This window comes from Microvirga zambiensis WSM3693 (genome assembly GCF_016735695.1).
Taxonomy (GTDB): Bacteria; Pseudomonadota; Alphaproteobacteria; order Rhizobiales; family Beijerinckiaceae; genus Microvirga; species Microvirga zambiensis.
The window spans coordinates 36,293-52,870 of record NZ_JAERQD010000030.1; the positions used below are offsets into that span (position 1 = coordinate 36,293).

General features: G+C 59.7%; 15 protein-coding genes. 8 read left to right on the forward strand and 7 right to left on the reverse strand.

The features are described 5' to 3' along the window. Positions 1–86: 86 nt before the first annotated feature. From JKL46_RS20800 to JKL46_RS20825, 6 genes are all read right to left on the reverse strand, one after another. The gene (locus JKL46_RS20800; RefSeq protein WP_201836833.1) at positions 87–1,148 is read right to left on the reverse strand and encodes an ABC transporter substrate-binding protein; all 1,062 of its coding nucleotides are present in this window, start codon (positions 1,146–1,148) and stop codon (positions 87–89) included. A 90-nt stretch (positions 1,149–1,238) separates the two neighbouring features. After that, positions 1,239–2,927: an ABC transporter permease gene (locus JKL46_RS20805; RefSeq protein WP_201836835.1), complete on the reverse strand. Its 1,689-nt coding sequence runs from the start codon at positions 2,925–2,927 to the stop codon at positions 1,239–1,241. After that, a complete protein-coding gene (locus tag JKL46_RS20810; protein ID WP_210381418.1) occupies positions 2,924–4,048 on the reverse strand; it encodes an ABC transporter ATP-binding protein in 1,125 nt (374 codons plus the stop codon). The genes JKL46_RS20805 and JKL46_RS20810 overlap by 4 nt, the downstream gene beginning before the upstream one ends. A 290-nt stretch (positions 4,049–4,338) precedes the next feature. Next, positions 4,339–5,757 carry an MmgE/PrpD family protein gene (locus JKL46_RS20815; RefSeq protein ID WP_343074087.1) on the reverse strand — a complete coding sequence of 473 codons (1,419 nt, stop codon included), beginning with the start codon at positions 5,755–5,757 and terminating at the stop codon, positions 4,339–4,341. Further along, positions 5,688–6,446, reverse strand: coding sequence for an SDR family NAD(P)-dependent oxidoreductase (locus JKL46_RS20820; protein WP_201836840.1), 759 nt, complete (start codon positions 6,444–6,446; stop codon positions 5,688–5,690). Before JKL46_RS20820 ends, JKL46_RS20815 begins: the two co-directional genes overlap by 70 nt. A gap of 2 nt (positions 6,447–6,448) precedes the next feature. Then, a complete protein-coding gene (locus JKL46_RS20825) occupies positions 6,449–7,804 on the reverse strand; it encodes an MmgE/PrpD family protein (protein WP_281399914.1) in 1,356 nt (451 codons plus the stop codon). Between the two features lie 212 nt (positions 7,805–8,016). Between JKL46_RS20825 and JKL46_RS20830 the strand changes: the two genes are divergently transcribed. From JKL46_RS20830 to JKL46_RS20860, 7 genes are all read left to right on the forward strand, one after another. Then, entirely contained in the window at positions 8,017–9,381 is a 1,365-nt protein-coding gene (locus JKL46_RS20830) for an MmgE/PrpD family protein (RefSeq protein WP_201836844.1), read from the forward strand. 129 nt (positions 9,382–9,510) lie between these two features. Beyond that, positions 9,511–10,008, forward strand: a complete 498-nt coding sequence (locus JKL46_RS20835) for a MaoC family dehydratase (protein ID WP_201836846.1) — start codon at positions 9,511–9,513, stop codon at positions 10,006–10,008. After that, positions 10,005–11,162, forward strand: a complete 1,158-nt coding sequence (locus JKL46_RS20840) for an acyl-CoA dehydrogenase family protein (protein ID WP_201836856.1) — start codon at positions 10,005–10,007, stop codon at positions 11,160–11,162. The genes JKL46_RS20835 and JKL46_RS20840 overlap by 4 nt, the downstream gene beginning before the upstream one ends. Continuing rightward, positions 11,159–11,635: a MaoC family dehydratase gene (locus JKL46_RS20845; protein WP_201836864.1), complete on the forward strand. Its 477-nt coding sequence runs from the start codon at positions 11,159–11,161 to the stop codon at positions 11,633–11,635. Before JKL46_RS20840 ends, JKL46_RS20845 begins: the two co-directional genes overlap by 4 nt. A 38-nt stretch (positions 11,636–11,673) precedes the next feature. Then, positions 11,674–12,879: a CaiB/BaiF CoA transferase family protein gene (locus tag JKL46_RS20850; protein ID WP_201836866.1), complete on the forward strand. Its 1,206-nt coding sequence runs from the start codon at positions 11,674–11,676 to the stop codon at positions 12,877–12,879. A 12-nt stretch (positions 12,880–12,891) separates the two neighbouring features. Then, complete coding sequence (locus JKL46_RS20855) at positions 12,892–13,806, forward strand: HpcH/HpaI aldolase/citrate lyase family protein (protein WP_201836868.1); 915 nt, start codon at positions 12,892–12,894, stop codon at positions 13,804–13,806. Between the two features lie 18 nt (positions 13,807–13,824). Beyond that, positions 13,825–14,556 carry an IclR family transcriptional regulator gene (locus JKL46_RS20860; RefSeq protein ID WP_201836870.1) on the forward strand — a complete coding sequence of 244 codons (732 nt, stop codon included), beginning with the start codon at positions 13,825–13,827 and terminating at the stop codon, positions 14,554–14,556. Between the two features lie 172 nt (positions 14,557–14,728). Here JKL46_RS20860 and JKL46_RS20865 read toward each other — a convergent pair whose 3' ends face one another. After that, the gene (locus JKL46_RS20865; RefSeq protein WP_201836872.1) at positions 14,729–15,622 is read right to left on the reverse strand and encodes a LysR substrate-binding domain-containing protein; all 894 of its coding nucleotides are present in this window, start codon (positions 15,620–15,622) and stop codon (positions 14,729–14,731) included. A 138-nt stretch (positions 15,623–15,760) separates the two neighbouring features. On the opposite strand from JKL46_RS20865, the gene JKL46_RS20870 reads away from it, so the two are divergent. Next, on the forward strand, positions 15,761–16,555 hold the full coding sequence (locus tag JKL46_RS20870; RefSeq protein ID WP_201836874.1) for an SDR family NAD(P)-dependent oxidoreductase: 795 nt from the start codon (positions 15,761–15,763) through the stop codon (positions 16,553–16,555). Positions 16,556–16,578: the final 23 nt, after the last annotated feature.

The following is a 16,578-nucleotide window of genomic DNA, read 5'->3' on the forward strand; positions in this document are numbered from 1 at the left end:
CAGGGCAATGGCAGGATGCCACTGTATCACGCTCCCGCCGCGCGAATGGAGCGCCGCCCGTCGTCGGACAGCGCTCCTGAATAGTTCTACCGCCCGAAGGTTGTGAGCCATGTTTTGCGATAGTTGTCGGCGTTGGTCTTCCAGGCATCGGCGCTGAGAGTCCACACCTCCGAATATGGCGGATACTCGACACCGCTCTTAACCGGCCTGTTGGAACTCGCATTCAAAGGATATGCGCCGACGCTGGCGATGAGATCGCCGCCCCGCTTGCTGGTTGCCCAGTTGAGATACAGTGCTGCTGCGTTCGGGTGCGTCGCCGTCTTCGTGATCCCCGCCGGAATCTGGAACGATGGGATACCCTCGCTGGGGAAAATAACCTTGACCGGCGCGCCCGCTGCCATCTGACTCAGCACAACTTCAGAGATGGGTCCGGTGGCCACACCGATTTCACCGCGGGTGAGATCGGTCGTCAGTGGAGCGATACCATCGTAAATCTTGGGTTTGCGTGCAGCTAACTTCTTCCAATAATCTTCATCGACCTTCTGCCGAAGGAAGCTGAACATCGACAGAGCCGATCCGCCGTCAATGTTATTGGTTCCGACCAGCCCATCGTATTTGGGGTCCAGCAGATCCTTCCATGATTTCGGCGCATCGGCTTCCTTGATCCTTGCGGTGTTGATTGCAAGCAGCGAGATCGGCCGCACGAGACCATACCAATACCCTTGAGGATCCTTGAGATCCGCGGCGATCGAGTCGAAGCCCGGCACCTTGTGCGGCGCCAGAATTCCCTTCGCAACGAAATCGTTGATCTGAACCAGATCCGTCAGGTCAACGAGATCAGCAGCGAGCTTTCCGGCACTGTTCTCGCTCAGGACGCGCTGATATACGTTCGCGCCGCTCAGACGCACATACTCAACCTTGATTCCGGTATCTTTCGTGAAGCCGGCATGGATGATTTTCATCAAGTCCATTCCGTAGGTTCCATAGTGGACGAGAACGCCTTCCTTCTTGGCACTCTCCCACATGGCCTCGGTGGCGATCTTCTCGCCTGCGATAACGAGGTCTTCTGCCTTCCCGCTGCCAATGCTGCCGAAGGCAGCAACAGCCATGGCGAGGGCTGCGACGGCACCCATCCTGAACATGTTCATAGCATCTCCTCCCATCTGAACGATCGCATTTTGTTGTTGCTCCCGGCACGAGCGGCCGGGTTTCGTGCCAGGAGGCCGGAATGTCCGGCCTCACAATGAGGGTCTGAGCCACTTAAGTCCCAGCAAGGTAATTCCGCCCAGCAAGACGGTGTAGAGCAGACTCACGCCGGCAACGAAATCCCAGCTGCCGTTCTCGTAGCTCTCGAAAACCACGATGGAGAGAACGCGCGTGTTCGTCGTGTACAGAAACAGAGCGCCGCCGACCTCGCGCAGGCTCAGGACGAAGAGCAGGAAAGCCGCGGATACGACGCCGCCACGTACGAGTGGAAGGAAAACCTTCCAAACCGTCTGCGCGCGAGTGGCACCGCACAGAAGAGCTGCGTTCTCGAGGTCCTCGTGGACCTGCATAACGCTGGACGAAAGCGCCCTGAACGCCTGCGGCATGAAGCGGGGGAGGAAGGACAGGATAATGATATAGATTGTGCCGTAGACCGGGATCGGAGACCCGATCCAAGCCCAAAGTACACCCATCGCCAGAAGCGTCGCCGGAATGGCCAGCGGCATCATGGCGATATATTCGATCACTTTCCTGCCAGGAATGCGAGTTCGATGAACGATGTAGGCCAGGATAAAGAAAAATCCCGTTCCGAAGACACAGGTCACGAATGCGACGACCAAGCTGTTCTTAAGTCCATTGATGACCTCGGAATCGCTGGTGATGGACAACAGCCGATCACTGCTTAATTGAGCGACATCGAACATCGCAGCCGTATTTGCAATGTATGCATTTGCTCTCAACGCTCCAAGGAGGAGCGCCAGCATCGGCAGGACGATCGCAACCGTGAAGTAAAGGACGACGAAGCCGGCGGCGACATAGCGCCAGTTCCCGAGGGACATAACTTTCTGCTGCGCGCCTTTGCCTGAAATCGTGCGATAGTCTCGCCCTTTGAGCACAAAATTCTGCGCGTAGATGAGGGCAAAAACAATGGCGGCGAGGAGCAGTGCCACCGCGCTCGCCTGGGTCGGCGAGGATGGAATCCGATTCATCAGGTAATAGACGCGAATGGACAGGGTCTCGAGCCCTACGGGACCACCCAGAATCTGAGGAACGGCGATGTTCTCGACCATCATGACGGCATTCAGGATCATCGACCCTAGAATGGCGGGAAGAACCACAGGAAAGATGATCTTCATCGTCGTCTGAAATTGGTTCGCGCCGTGGACCGCTGCGGCCTCTTCGATGTCCGAAGTGATCAGCGAGAGCGCCGCATACACGAGAAGGAATGGGTACGGGACGTGATAAAGACCCTCGACGAAGATGAACCCCGCGAGCGAGCGCATCTCGATGCGGAATGGCGCACCCAGATCGGCGAGGATGATGTTGAGATAGGCGCTGTTGCCGGCGCCGAGGAGCGCCCAGGTCACGGTCGCCGCGAGCATCGATATGAAAAGAGGAAGGATCCCTACTACGTGCACGAGTGGTTTGAACGGAATATCGGTTCGGGCAGCGAGCCATGCCAGGATGCATCCGATGGCGGTTGCCATAAGGGTTCCGCCGATCGTCACAATCACGGTATTGATCGCCGCGCTGACGGTTTTCTCCTCGAAGAGCGCTCCGAAATTGCTGAGCGTGAAATTTGACTCGCTTCCCGAAAAGGGCACCGCATCCCGGAATGCCGTATAAACCACCATCAGGATCGGCACGACGACGAGCACGAAGAGTGTCACCAGCACGAGGACCGGGACCGCGGACCGCTCTGCTACCGTCGCCCTTCTCATGATGCCGATCTCATCGGGAGGAGAAGGACGGACTTGGGCGCGACGTGCAATCTTGCAGGTGATCCAGGCGGAAGATCGAGCGGCGCACGATTGTGGAAGACGTCGATGACTTGTCCGGTCGTGCTGCGGACGCGGTATTGCGTGTAGGATCCCATGAAGCTTGCCGAAGTCACCTCGCCGATAAAGGTATTCGGCTTCACCGGCTGATCGGGCCGATGGGCCTCGATCTCGAAATCCTCTGGCCTCACGCACGCGAAGATACCCCCCTCGCCCGGCGGCGGTGGGTGGACGGATGTCAATTCAAATGAGGATTCGTCGAGCGCAAACAGAATTCCATCATCGCCGCCTTGCCGAACGGCTCCCGGGAAGATGTTGCGGTAGCCGATGAAATCGGCCACGACGCTCGAGTGCGGGTTCTGGTAAATCGTGACCGGGTCATCCGCTTGCAGGACGCGACCGGTATTCATGACCGCGATCTGATCGGCGAGGGATAGAGCCTCACTCTGATCGTGTGTCACGAACACACTCGTGATGTTGAACCGGGTCTGCAGCTCACGCAGCTCGACGCGCAAATGATCGCGCAGCCGTGCGTCCAGATTCGACAGGGGCTCGTCGAAAAGAAGGACCGCCGGGCGCATGACGAGGCTCCTGGCAAGAGCCACCCTCTGCATCTGCCCGCCACTCAGGGAAGTCGCCCCGCGGTCCCGAAACTGCTCGAGGCCCACGATCCGCAAAATCTCGGCAACCCGCTCCTCAACCTCAGCTGTAGGCAGCTTCTGCATCTTCAGCGGAAACGCAACATTCTCCGTAACTGTCATATGCGGCCAGATGGCATATGACTGAAAGACCATCCCGACATTGCGATGGTTGACAGGAACGTTGATCCTGCGCTGGCTGTCGAAGACCGGCTGACCGCCGAGTTCGATGATCCCCTCGGTCGGCGCCTCCAAGCCGGCGATGCAGCGCATCGTCGTTGTCTTACCGCATCCGGAAGGTCCCAAGAGAACCAGCATCTTTCCTTCAGGCACTTCGATATCGACCCCATGGACCGCAACGAAGCTTCCGAATTTCTTTTTTAGACCTTTTATCCGGATACTCATTGCATCGATAACCCGCACCATGTTCTGGCGAAGCGAAGCCTATCCGCCCTCGGCAGATTACTGCGTATCAACCCGGGGCTTGCAGCAATACGTTTCACGTTCATTGACCACGAAAGTTAAGACAGGCGTTCCGCAGCATGCTAGTCGCCGACACGCAGGCTGACCAAAAATCACATATGTGACAGAGGCGACACGTCCCATTCACCAGATGTTGGCTCAGGTTCCCCAATGCCAGATGATGAAACAGCTTAGGCTTCTGCACTCTTGCTGGGCCCGCAGGTGACGCATCGATCTCTCCAGAGGCGATCAATTTAAGATTCCGCAACGCGGAGAAGCGCCGTCAATGCCCGGACATCGGGCAAGGTTTCGACAGCCATGATTGATGCGATCACTTTCTCGGTTCGATCTTTAGATAGGATCGGCTCCATCAGATCCCGAGCTTTCGCGACGATCTCATCGGTGTCCATGGGATTATGCGGGGTTCCTCGGACATGGCGCACCTTGCTTACATGCTCCCGACCGTCCACCGTACTCACGGTCACCTGCGCTTGGCGCGTATAGGTCTGGAACTCCTCATCAGTTCGGGGATCTAGGCTGATCCGCCCCTTGACGGCGACGACAGCCGGATCGCGCATACGGCCTTTGTCATGACTTGTGGCGAAGGTCATCGAGCCATCGAGCAGCAGAACCGCGAGCTGATGCTGTAAGTTGACGTCCGGCATGTCGCGGTCGTCGACCACTCGGGAGGATGTCTCCGGAAGTGCGACAACGATCTCGGCAATATCCTCAGGCGTCAGCCGGTGCTCCTTCATCAGGATCTGAAGCGCGTCCAACGCCGCCTGAATTGGCGACCCCACACACCATTTCTTGATGGCCGTTCGGGAGATTTCAAATACCTCGTCCAGATCCTTTATAGCCAGCGCCGGTTCGGCATCCTGCGGAAAAGCGCTGAAAAGACCAGGATTTCCTTCAAGCGCGTCTCGAACCCCAGTGAAGCCCGAGGCCACCATTTCCGCCGCAAGAGTTCCGTTCATGGCAGGCATGCCGCCAAAATCGAAGGCCTTCTCGATATGGTCGGGATCTCGACGCCAGCAGGCATTGCCCGACGCCATCTGCACAGCATAGCCGAGAAGGGAGCAGCATTGGTCCTGATTCAGCTCAAACAGCGCCCCTGCCGCGGTAGCGGCACCGAAGAGCCCGCCGACGGCGTGGGACGAGTGATGCTGGACGAAAAACTTCTCTCCGCCGAGAGCCATGGAAATTCGGGGGCCGACATCGTAGCCGGCGACGACGGCACGGAGAAGCGCTTCGCCGGACATTCCGCGGGTTTCGGCGACGGCCAGAGCGGCCGGGACCACGGCACAGCCGGGATGCGTCAGGGAGGGGGCGTGCGAATCGTCGGTCTCGTCCGCATGTGCGAGCATCCCGTTAGCGAGAGCAGCCTGTACGGTTCCAGTCACCAACGACGAACCGATCACCGACGCGCCACCGGTGCCCCTGTTCGCCGCGCAATAGGAGAGCGCCCTCCGTCCCGCCGCAAGATGCGATCCTGAGACCATCGCTGCGACCGTGTCGAGCAGGTGCTGGCGGCCCTTCAGAGCGATCTCGGGTGGGAGGGGCCGGGACATGGCTGTCGCGATATGCTGGGCAAGACGCTGGGTCAGCAAAAGAACGAACCTCCGTTGAGGTGAAGGGTCTGGCCCGTGACGTAGGCGAACTCGTCGCCGCACAGCGCTGCTGCCGCCGCTCCGATATCGGCTGGACGGCCGATGCGCCTCAGCGGAATCTTATCGAGCGGCGTATGCTTGCGACGGAAGGCCGTATGCTCTGCATTGTCACCTTCATCCTCGACGAGGCCAGGCGCGAGACAGTTGACTGTAATCCCATAAGGGCCCAATTCCACCGCGAGCGCTTTCGTGAGCCCTACGACTCCTGCCTTGGCCGCAACCACATGGGCGCGCTCATCGGCACCGATATGGGCGGTAACGCCGCCGATGTTGATGATACGACCCCGACCGCTCTTCTTCAGATGTGGAGCAGCTGAACGGCAGCACAAGAACGTGCCGTCGAGGATGACGGATGTGATCGCACGCCACTCCTCGTAGTCGATTTGCTGCAATGGAGCGGCCCGCCGAATGGCTGCATTATTGACCAGGATGTCGAGTTGCCCGCACAAATCGACCGCCTCGTCGACGAAACGCTGGACGGCCTCCGGATCGGCGACGTCCCCCATCACCATCTCGGCCTTGCCGCCATCGTTACGGATCTCCTGGACGACCCGCTCGGCATCGGCCCGCCCCTCGCGGGCATGCACGACGACGGTCGCCCCGCGTGCAGCGAGATGCAGCGCGATCTGACGCCCGATCCGCCTGGCGCTTCCCGTAACAAGCGCAACCCTTCCCACCAACTCGTCTCTCATGATCAATGCAGCAACCCCGCAGGCGTGAGACTCTTCAACATGCTCCGGACAGGCATCCTCATCATATCGTCGAATGCAGCCTCCAGCCCGTCAATTGCGTCAGGTCGCAACAGGCAGGGAGCGCAATCTCGAAGCTTTTTCATCGCACCCTCGAATGTCAAAGGACTTCTCGGATGGCCCGGAGCATAAGGAACTTCGAACGACAGGCGTGTACCATTGGACAGATCGACCTCATACTGAGCTGCGAACTGACCTTCAGTTGCACCAGGAAGATCGGCAGTCAGTACCAGGCGGTCGATGATCGCAAGCACATCGCGGTCGAGCCATCGCCGGCTGTCGAACTGTGCCAGAGTCAGATCGCCATCGGCAGCGGCCATTGCGATCAGAGCGTAGAATGAGTGGTCGGCCGTCTCCCGATTCATCGGCCGGCGATAAGCATCGCCGGTTTGATGACTGACGACCGGATTGTCTGCAAGGCGGACGGTGATGCTCCGGATGTCCTGCCCATCGGCCATTCTATTCAGTTCAATCGCACCGAAGACGGCGGCCTGCGCCGTTCCAATGCAGGGAAACCGCTTGATCGCCACGTCCAGCAGCTTCGGTTCACTATGGTCGGTCAGCAGCAGCCCGTCCAAGGTGGCGTCCGGACGGATCACGGCGCCGAGGCCGTTCGATCCTCCGATTGCGGCGCGCGGCCCTGTCAGCCCTGCTGCGGCCAGCTGCGCGGCGGCGACGCCACCGGCGCAGGCCAGAGCGCCGGCCGCTGCCTTGATCTCCGCGATCTGCCCCTGACGAAGCGCGGAAAGTGCCGGCCCTCGCGCCAGCACGATCGCCAGGGCGTGCGCCAATGCATCGTCGTCGAGGCCAAGCAGGATCCCGGCAATTGCGGCCGACGCGAAGCCGCCAGCGGTCGTGTGATCGAAGGGCGCGCGGGCATCCATGAGATCGAGAAGCCGAATATAGAGTTCGTACCCGACAGCGGCGGCCTCCAACATATCCGCCATCGACCTGTCGAGCCGCTCGGCAACGACAAGTGCAGCGGCGAATACATCGCTGGGATGTCCGCCCATTCCAGGCCCCCAATAGAAATCATTGTAGTCGAGAGCGCGGATCGCAGACCCGGAATCGACCACTGCATCATATGTGGACCGGCGCTGCCATGTTCCGAGAGCGAGGGCGGGCCCCGAACTATCGGAGGCGGCGGCAATTCTGCTGAGGGCGGGATGGCTGCGGCCACTGACAAGGCATCCGAGCGTATCGACAAGCAGAACCCACATTTTCTGTCGGGCGGCATCCTCCGCGAGAACAGGCGGCGCTTGTCTCAGCGTCCTGGCTATGGCGAGACAGATGTCGTGCAACCGGATCCTCCCGCGGCTCCGCTCGAGAAATCATATTATGACGATGGAAAGGTACGAGACGCCCGCGAAAAATGTCAAAGTAAAGCTCCGCATTCTCGTCATTACGCTCGTCTATATCACGTATGTGTTATCGCTGATCCCCGACCTCCCACTAGGAAGACACCCGATGAAAAGCGACTAATCTTGTCGGATGTCCTGAAGGCGGAGGTCGAATGACGGGATTGACGCAAACTCTTGCCGAATTCGTGAGCGGCCTGTCATTCACGGACATACCGTCCGATGTCCATCCCATCGTCGGGCGCGGGTTCGCAGATTGTATCGCTGTAATGTTTCTGGGACGCGACGAGGAAGCCGTGACACGGTTACGGGCGATCGCGCGAGGCATGCATGGGCCTGCAAGAATTCTGTTCGACCAGGGTCAGAGTTCGGTGGAAATGGCAGGCCTCATCAACGGCACCGCCGCGCAAGCTGTCGACTTCGACGATGCGACTCTGGAGGGGCATCCGAGCGCCGTTCTGGTTCCCGTCGCGCTGGCCGTCGGGGAAGAGATGGGGGCTAGCGGCAGGGATCTTTTGACGGCCTATGTGGCAGGCTATGAAATCTGGGCGGAACTCCTGCAGCGCGATACCGACAAATACCACGCCCGAGGTTTCCACCCGACAGGACTGCTCGGTACGCTCGCCGCGGCGGCATGTGCAGCGTCGCTCTACGGGCTCAATGCTATTCAGACCCGCAACGCCTTGGCGATAGCAGCTTCCTTCGCGAGCGGTCTCGTCGCCAATTTCGGCTCGATGACGAAACCTCTGCAGACTGGCCACGCCGCGGAAAGCGGCATCCGCGCGGCCAGGCTCGCAGCCAACGGCTACACGGGAGCGGAAGATGCGCTGGAGCACCGGCTCGGCTTCCTCAAAGCCTTCTCGCCGGAGGGACGGGTGAATGTCGATCCGCAAACAAAACTCGGGAGCGACTGGGCGATCGTCGAAAAAGGGCTGAACATCAAGCTCTATCCCATCTGTTACGCCGCTCACCGGATCATCGACGCGGCCTTGGACTTGCGAGAAGTCTCTAAGGTCGATCCGACACGGATCCGGACGGTAAAGGCATCGCTCGGCAGGGCGCAGGCGTCGCCACTTCGATGCCATGAGCCGACAACGAAGGTCGATGCGCGGTTCAGTGGGGAGTTCGCCGTTGCTGCGGCGCTCATTGCCGGACGTGTGACAATCGATGAAGTTCGCGACGAGTTCGTGATGCGGCAGGACGTTCAGGCTCTCATGCGCAACGTGTCGCTCGAGCTGCTTGACGGACGCGATCCAGAAGACAGCCTTTTCTCGCCGGCGGACTGGGTCTCGATTCAGCTGAGTGATGGCGAAACACTTCGCAGTGACCCGGTTCGTCATGCACGCGGGCATGCCAAGAACCCTGCTTCGGATGAAATGCTATGGGACAAATTCGAGACATGCACCCGAGCGGTACTCGGTAAGGAGGGATCGCGGAATCTCTTCGAGCGGACGATGGAGCTTAAGAATCTGGCCAGCCCATCAGACATGTATCGGGCGTTCGACGACGTGACAGCATAGGGCATCATCTCACGTGCGCTGCACATCATGTATGTGAAATATGAACGTCAGTATGATGAATGAGTGGAAACACGCTCGATCTCGTGGAAGCCTAATGACTATTCGAAGCAACATGCATCAGACCGTGCCATGACCCCCACAAGAGAAGAGATCCTCGGCGCCTCCGTGAGGCAGCGCGGCCGAACATTCGAAGATTTCGAGATCGGCAAGACATACAACCATCACTGGGGTCGTACGATCGGCTCCGCCGACAATATCCTGTTTTCGACCTCCACGTTGCAGATCAACCCTATCTACTTCAATCGCCGCCACGCCGAAATGCTTGGGCATCGCGACATCGTCGTCGCGCCGATGCTGGTCTTCTCGATCGTTTTCGGCCTTTCCGTCGAGGATCTGAGCGAGCGCGGAGGCGCTTTTCTGGGTGTCGAGGAATTGACCTTCCACAAGCCGGTCTATCCGGAGGATACCCTGACTGCACGCTCGACCGTCGTGTCCCTACGCGAATCCCGCAGCGACGAGAGGCACGGCATTGCGACCTGGCATACGGAAGGCTTCAACCAGGACGGAGAACGCGTCGTCGATTTCAAGCGCTCCAACTTGGTCATCAAACAGGAATTCGCGGCATGAGCATCACGCTGACCGATGAGCAGCGCATGATCCAGGACGCCGCGCGCACCTTCGCGATGAACGAAGTGCTTCCCGTTGCAAACGAACTCGATCCTGAGCGGCGAGACATCCCGGCCGATCTGCGCCGCAAGCTCGCGGAGATGGGCTTCTTCGGGATCACTATCCCTCAGGAATATGGCGGCCTTGGACTGGGAGTTCTCGAGTATTGCCTCGTGACCGAGGAGTTGGCCCGTGCCTGGATGAGCGTATCGAGCATCATCCGGCCCATGATGGGATATGGCCTTTTCTCGGACGAGCAGAAGGCACGGTATCTGCCGAGAATGGCAGCCGGAGAGATGCTATGCGCCTTCTCGATGTCGGAGCCCGGGACCGGTTCAGACATTTCGGGCCTTTCCTGCCGGGCTGAGCGCGACGGAGACGATTGGCTCATCACCGGGAATAAATACTGGTGCACGTTCGCCGACGGTGCGGATGCCATCCTTGTTCTGGCCCGCACCGAGCCCAAGAGGCCCGATACCAAGCCGCATCAGGGCATTTCCGCTTTCCTGGTCGAGAAGGAACGGGGCAAGCTGCCGGCCGGGGTTGCAGGAGCCCCGATCCCCAAGATCGGCTATTTCGGCTGGAAAACCTGGGAGCTTGCCTTCGATCGATGCCGGGTACCTGCCGCCAATATGGTAGGCGCAGAGGGGCGCGGTTTCTATCTCGCCACTCATAGTCTCGAAACTGCGCGGGCACATACGGCAGCACGCTCTATCGGGCTGGCGCGGGCAGGCCTTGAGGACGCGATCCGATACGCGAAGGAACGCATTCAGTTTGGGCGTCCGATCGGAGAATTCCAGGCGATTCGCTTCAAGATCGCCGAAATGGCCACCCAGATCGAGGCGGCCCGGCAGCTCATGTACTCCGTCTGCCGCAAGATCGATACCGGCGAGCGGTGTGACCTCGAAGCGTCGATGGTGAAGTTCTTCGCCAGCGAGATGGCCGAGCGCGTTACGAGCGAGGCTCTGCAGATCCATGGCGGTGCCGGATACACGACCCACTACGCAGTGGAACGACACTGGCGCGACGCGCGGCTCACCAAAATCTTCGAAGGAACTTCCGAGATTCAAATGAAAATCATATCTGATCACCTTCTTGGGCGAGCAGCCGCATGACCAACGACGGTATGACATCCAGAAATACATACTTCGAAGATTTCGAGCCGGGAACGCTCATGCGCCACATGCGCGGCAAGACCGTCGGAGAGTTCGAAGTCGTCCAATTGGCCCACCTCGTCATGAACTCGGCCCAGGGCCATTTCAACAGCCACGCCATGTCCGCAACGAAATTCGGCGTACGCGTCGCCTTCGGCGGCATTACGGCCTCCATCGTCGTTGGTCTCGCAAGTCAAGACACGAGCGAGAACGCCATCGCCGAACTCGGCCTCGATAAACTTCGCCTTAAAGTGCCGGTTGTCGAGGGCGATACTCTATACAGCGCCACTCAGGTTCTGTCCTGTTCGGAATCGGAAGAGTCGAACGCTGGCGTCGTGACTTTCCGTCACTTCGGCATCAACCAGCGCGATGAAATCGTATGCGAACTTGAACGAACCGTGCTGATTGCCCGGCGTCCAGCGAGAGACAACTGATGGCGGCTGCATCATTGGACCAGAATCGGGAAACCTCGATGGGTGCCCTCAGAGGATTGCGTGTCATCGACATGACGCAAGTTCTTGCAGGACCCTTCTGCACCCAACTGTTGGCGGATCATGGCGCCGATGTCGTCAAGGTCGAGCCGTTGCAGGGAGACAGCACGCGTCATCTGGGCCCCTACCGAAGTGACGATCAGCTGCGCAGCTACGGTGGCTACTACGGGAGCGTGAACAGGAACAAGCGCAGCATCGCCATCGACTTGAAGTCGCCGGAAGGCAGGGAAATGCTCCTGCAGCTGATCGACGGCGCCGATGTCGTCGTCGAGAATTTCCGCCCCGGTGTCATGGACCGCCTCGGCTTCTCCTACGAAACCCTTTCCGAACGCAACCCGCGCCTCGTCTATGCGGCCATTCGCGGGTTCGGCGATCCACGCTCCGGGCAAAGCCCTTACGTGGATTGGCCGGCCTTCGACGTCGTCGCCCAGGCGATGGGGGGAATGATAGGGATAACAGGACAAAAGGACACTCCGCTCAAAGTCGGTCCAGGCGTCGGTGATCTAATTCCGGCGGTGCTGACAGGGTTCGGAATTCTTTCGGCGCTGATCGAGGCACAACGATCGGGCAGAGGCCAGTTCGTCGATGTCAGCATGGTCGACAGCATCATGGCAATCTGCGAACGGATCGTTCATCAGCACAGCTTTGCAGGATCCACGCCACAGCCGGAGGGCAACCGGCACCCCCTGCTTTGCCCCTTCGGCCTTTTTCCCGCTGCGGATGGCTGGATCGCTCTCGGAGCACCTCAGCCGGAATTCTGGCGAGAGCTCTGCCGCGTCATCGAACGGCCGGAGCTTGCTGAAGACCCGCGCTATGCTACGAATGCCGCGCGGCTCGAGATTCGCGACGAGGTCTACGATCTTCTCGAAGCTTTCACGTCGGTCAGGACCAAACAGGAATTGATGTCCCTGTTCGGAGGCCATGTACCATTCTCACCGGTTTATGACGTGACGGAAATTTTTGACGACGAGCATTTTCGAACCCGAGAGATGCTCGTCGATGTAGAGCAGCCGGGCTCGAAGGCACCTGTCACGATCACTGGCGTTCCCGTGAAGCTTTCCCGCACGCCCGGGAGTGTTCGCCATCGCGCCCCGCTTCTCGGAGAGCATACCGACGAGCTTCTGACGGCGCTTGGATATGCGCGTGACACTATCGGCGATCTGCGCTCACGTAACATCATCAGATAGAAGGAAATCAATATGATCTTCCAACGTTCTCGGAGAAGCCGCCGCGTGCAGCTGGCCGTGCCTGGATCGAGCGAAAAGATGATGTCCAAGGCGGCAGGCAGCAAGGCGGATCATGTCTTCCTCGATCTCGAGGATGCGGTAGCTCCTAAAGAGAAGGTAGCCAGCCGCCGGAAGATCATCGATGCACTGAAGTCGCTTGACTGGACCGGCAAGACGCGATGCGTGCGGATCAACGATCTGACCACGCAATGGGCCTATGAAGATATCATCTCGGTGGTTGAGGAGGCGCATGAGCATCTTGACACGATCATGCTGCCGAAGGCGCGCTCGGCCTCCGATGTTCTCTTTGTCGACACCCTCCTTTCTCAGATAGAGAAGAAGCTGAAGATCGAACGCCGCATAGGCATCGAGGTCCTGATCGAAGAGGTCGAGGGCATGCTGAATGTCGAGGAAATCGCCTTCTCGACACCACGTCTCGAAGCCTTGATCTTTGGGATGGGGGACTACTCGGCATCGCAGGGAATCGACCCGAAGGTCATTGCAGGCAAGAGCGGCTATCCAGGCGATGCTTGGCACTACGGTCGATGGAAGATCGCCGTTGCGGCGCGCGCCGCCAAGATCGATGCGATCGACGGTCCTTTTCCCGATTTCCGGGATGCCGAGACCTATAGCGAAGAGTGCCGGCGCGGTCTCCTGCTCGGGTTCGTTGGCAAGTGGGCGATCCACCCTGCGCAGATCGAGCCCGCTCTTTCTGTATTCACTCCCGATCCGGCGGCCGTCGCCAAAGCACGGCGGATGGTCGAGGTCTACGCGCAGGCCGAGAAGGACGGTTTGGGAGCCATCGCGATGGATGGGGAGATGGTCGACGCCGCAACCGTCAGGATGGTACAGGATATCCTGCAGCGCGCCGATTCGGCCGGCCTGTAACGCTTGTCGATGGGGTCCATGAACCGGGTCGTCAAATCTGCCCAGCGGGTGATGGAGATCTTCGAGTTCTTTGCCGAACGTCGCACGAGATCGAATATCAACGACGTCTGCAAGGCCCTCGGCTATCCTCAATCCTCCACATCCATGCTGCTGCACAGCTTGGTTCAACTCGGCTATCTGACCTATGACAAGCAGGCGCGGACATTCCACCCGACGCTGAGAATCGCGACGGTCGGAAGGTGGCTGCTGGACGAGGCTGCGGACGGGATCAGCCCCCTGCACATCATGGAGAAGGTCTCTCAAGCGACCGGGCATACGATCGTGCTGGGCGTCCAGAACGGCATCGATGTCCTCTATATCCAGGTGATCCAGGCAACGAACCCCATTCGGTTCTACATGAAGCCAGGCTCATTGCGACCGATCCATTCGACGGCCGTCGGCCAGATGCTGCTCAGCCTTAAATCCGATTCCGAGGTTCGAGCGATCATCCGCCGCATCAACTCAGAACGAGAGCCGAGCGAGTCGAGGGTCAACACCGATGAGGTCTTAGAGGCAGTAGCGGCCATCCGATCCAAGGGATATGCCATGACGATCGGAATGGCGACGCCCGGCGCTGCCGTTATCGCGCGCGCTCTCCCGCCCCTCCCAGATCAGCCGCCAATGGTGGTCGGCATCGGCCTCCCGGCGACGGATTCCGATTCGGAGCCTCTTTATGCCGAGATTCTACGGAACGAGATTGAAGGGAATTAAGACAACACAGGGTTGTCCGGGGCGGCCAATGCGCAGGCTTTTCTCGACAGCGGCGATAAGGTTAATCGAGTGAAGTAATGTCCGCATTGCGATAGAATGCGAAGGACGCGCTCACTCACTCCTGCATATGCGGAACTGCCTTCAGTTCCTATGCTTGCGAGGCCCTCGTCTCCTACGATCTCCGCGCCGGGTCCTGAAGAGCCATTTCGGCTTGAATCCAGCTGGACAGGCGCCTTACATCATCGCGCGAGCGCACATGCGGCGCGATCCAGAGATTCAGCTCGTGCGGGCCTGGGACGAAGCCGAAGGGCGCGACCAGATGCCCGCGCTCGATCTCGTCCGCCACGAGAATTCGCGGCGCGAGCGCCATGCCAAGTCCGTAAGAGGCAGCCTGGATCAGCAGATAGAAATGCTCGTAGCTTTCATGAGTGCGAAGTTCAATGTCCGACCGCGCGATCGAAGCCAGCCATTCGGACCAGGCGGCAGGGCGGGTCGCTGTGCCGAGAATCTGCGCCAGCATCAGGTCTTCCGGCTTGTTCAGTTCCATCCTTGCGGCATAGTCGGGATGGCAGATGGGCCCGATTTCCTCGAGCAGCAGCGGCTTGATGGTTACCCCCTCCGGCGCTCGGAACTTGGTCGAGCGAATGGCTAGGCTGACCTCGTCACGAACGAAATCCAATTCGCCGTAATTGATGTTGAGGCGCACCTCGATGGAGGGATTGTCGCGCTTGAACATCCTCAGTCGTGGGATGAGCCAATTCATCGCGATGGTGGCCGAGCAGGACAGCGTCAGGGGTCCGGGAGCGAGCCGCGACACGCCTTGATGCATGAGCTCGAAGGCCTGCGCGAGATTGACGGCAAGCTGGGATCCGGCCGGCGTCGGCGCGACGGATTTCGGCAGTCGAACCAGCAGCGGCACGCCGAATTGCGCCTCCAGTTCCCGGATGTGCCGGCTGACGGCGCCGTGCGTGACGCCGAGCTCGACGGCCGCGGCCGACATGCTGCCCAACCTCACCGTCGTCTCAAAGGCGCGAAGGGCGTTCAAGGGGAGGCGTGGCAGCGGCATGGAATCTGTCTCGGGAATCCCCTGGTGTCAGAAAATCTCACACCACCCTGCGCCGATTTGCAATGTCGCCGTTAGGATGAGGCATATAGGGTCGCTCCCAATCAAGAAAATCGAGCCAGTCTCACCGGAAGTTACGCCATGACCGATCGGTTGAAGAACAAAGTTGCCATCGTCTTCGGGGCAGGCTCCGTCGGACCCGGCTGGGGCAACGGCAAGGCGACGGCAGCGCTGTTCGCTCAGAACGGTGCGGACGTCATCTGCGTCGACATCAACAGGATCGCCGCCGAGGAGACTGCAGGTATCATCGTCCGCGAGGGTGGCCGCGCTTCGGCCTATTCCTGCGACGTCACCGATTCTGCCGCCGTGTCCGATCTCGTCGCGAACGTCGTGCGAGAACACCGTCGCATCGATGTGCTGCACAACAATGTCGGCTATGCCACGATGGGCGGCCCGATCGAGCTGGACGAGGCCGCTTGGCAGCGCACCTTCGATCTCAACGTCACGAGCTGCTTCATCACCTGCAAGCATGTGCTGCCCCACATGCTGGCGCAGAAATCTGGCGCGATCGTCAACGTCTCCTCGATCGCCGCGATCCGCTACACGGGCTACCCTTATGCCGCCTACTATGCCGCGAAGGCCGCGGTGAACAACTTCACCATGGGTCTTGCCCTGCAATATGCCAGGGACGGCATTCGCGTGAATGCGATCATGCCTGGACTGATGAACACGCCGCTGATCTTTCAGCAGATTTCCGGGCAGTATTCCGATGCAGAGGCCATGGTGGCAGCCCGCGACGCCGCCTGCCCGACCGGCAAGATGGGCACGGCCTGGGACATCGCCAAGGCCGCCCTGTTCCTCGCATCCGACGATGCCGCTTACATCACGGGGGTCAGCCTGCCGGTCGATGGCGGCCTCAGCTGCCGCGCGGCCTGAAGCCCGACCCACGACCCGCACAT

Excerpts from the sequence above, each read along its gene's own strand:
- JKL46_RS20800 (WP_201836833.1), bottom strand. The coding sequence starts at position 1,148 with ATGAACATGTTCAGGATGGGTGCCGTCGCAGCCCTCGCCATGGCTGTT.
- JKL46_RS20805 (WP_201836835.1), bottom strand. The coding sequence starts at position 2,927 with ATGAGAAGGGCGACGGTAGCAGAGCGGTCCGCGGTCCCGGTCCTCGTG.
- JKL46_RS20810 (WP_210381418.1), bottom strand. The coding sequence starts at position 4,048 with ATGGTGCGGGTTATCGATGCAATGAGTATCCGGATAAAAGGTCTAAAA.
- JKL46_RS20820 (WP_201836840.1), bottom strand. The coding sequence starts at position 6,446 with ATGAGAGACGAGTTGGTGGGAAGGGTTGCGCTTGTTACGGGAAGCGCC.
- JKL46_RS20830 (WP_201836844.1), top strand. The coding sequence starts at position 8,017 with ATGACGGGATTGACGCAAACTCTTGCCGAATTCGTGAGCGGCCTGTCA.
- JKL46_RS20835 (WP_201836846.1), top strand. The coding sequence starts at position 9,511 with ATGACCCCCACAAGAGAAGAGATCCTCGGCGCCTCCGTGAGGCAGCGC.
- JKL46_RS20840 (WP_201836856.1), top strand. The coding sequence starts at position 10,005 with ATGAGCATCACGCTGACCGATGAGCAGCGCATGATCCAGGACGCCGCG.
- JKL46_RS20845 (WP_201836864.1), top strand. The coding sequence starts at position 11,159 with ATGACCAACGACGGTATGACATCCAGAAATACATACTTCGAAGATTTC.
- JKL46_RS20850 (WP_201836866.1), top strand. The coding sequence starts at position 11,674 with ATGGGTGCCCTCAGAGGATTGCGTGTCATCGACATGACGCAAGTTCTT.
- JKL46_RS20855 (WP_201836868.1), top strand. The coding sequence starts at position 12,892 with ATGATCTTCCAACGTTCTCGGAGAAGCCGCCGCGTGCAGCTGGCCGTG.
- JKL46_RS20860 (WP_201836870.1), top strand. The coding sequence starts at position 13,825 with ATGAACCGGGTCGTCAAATCTGCCCAGCGGGTGATGGAGATCTTCGAG.
- JKL46_RS20865 (WP_201836872.1), bottom strand. The coding sequence starts at position 15,622 with ATGCCGCTGCCACGCCTCCCCTTGAACGCCCTTCGCGCCTTTGAGACG.
- JKL46_RS20870 (WP_201836874.1), top strand. The coding sequence starts at position 15,761 with ATGACCGATCGGTTGAAGAACAAAGTTGCCATCGTCTTCGGGGCAGGC.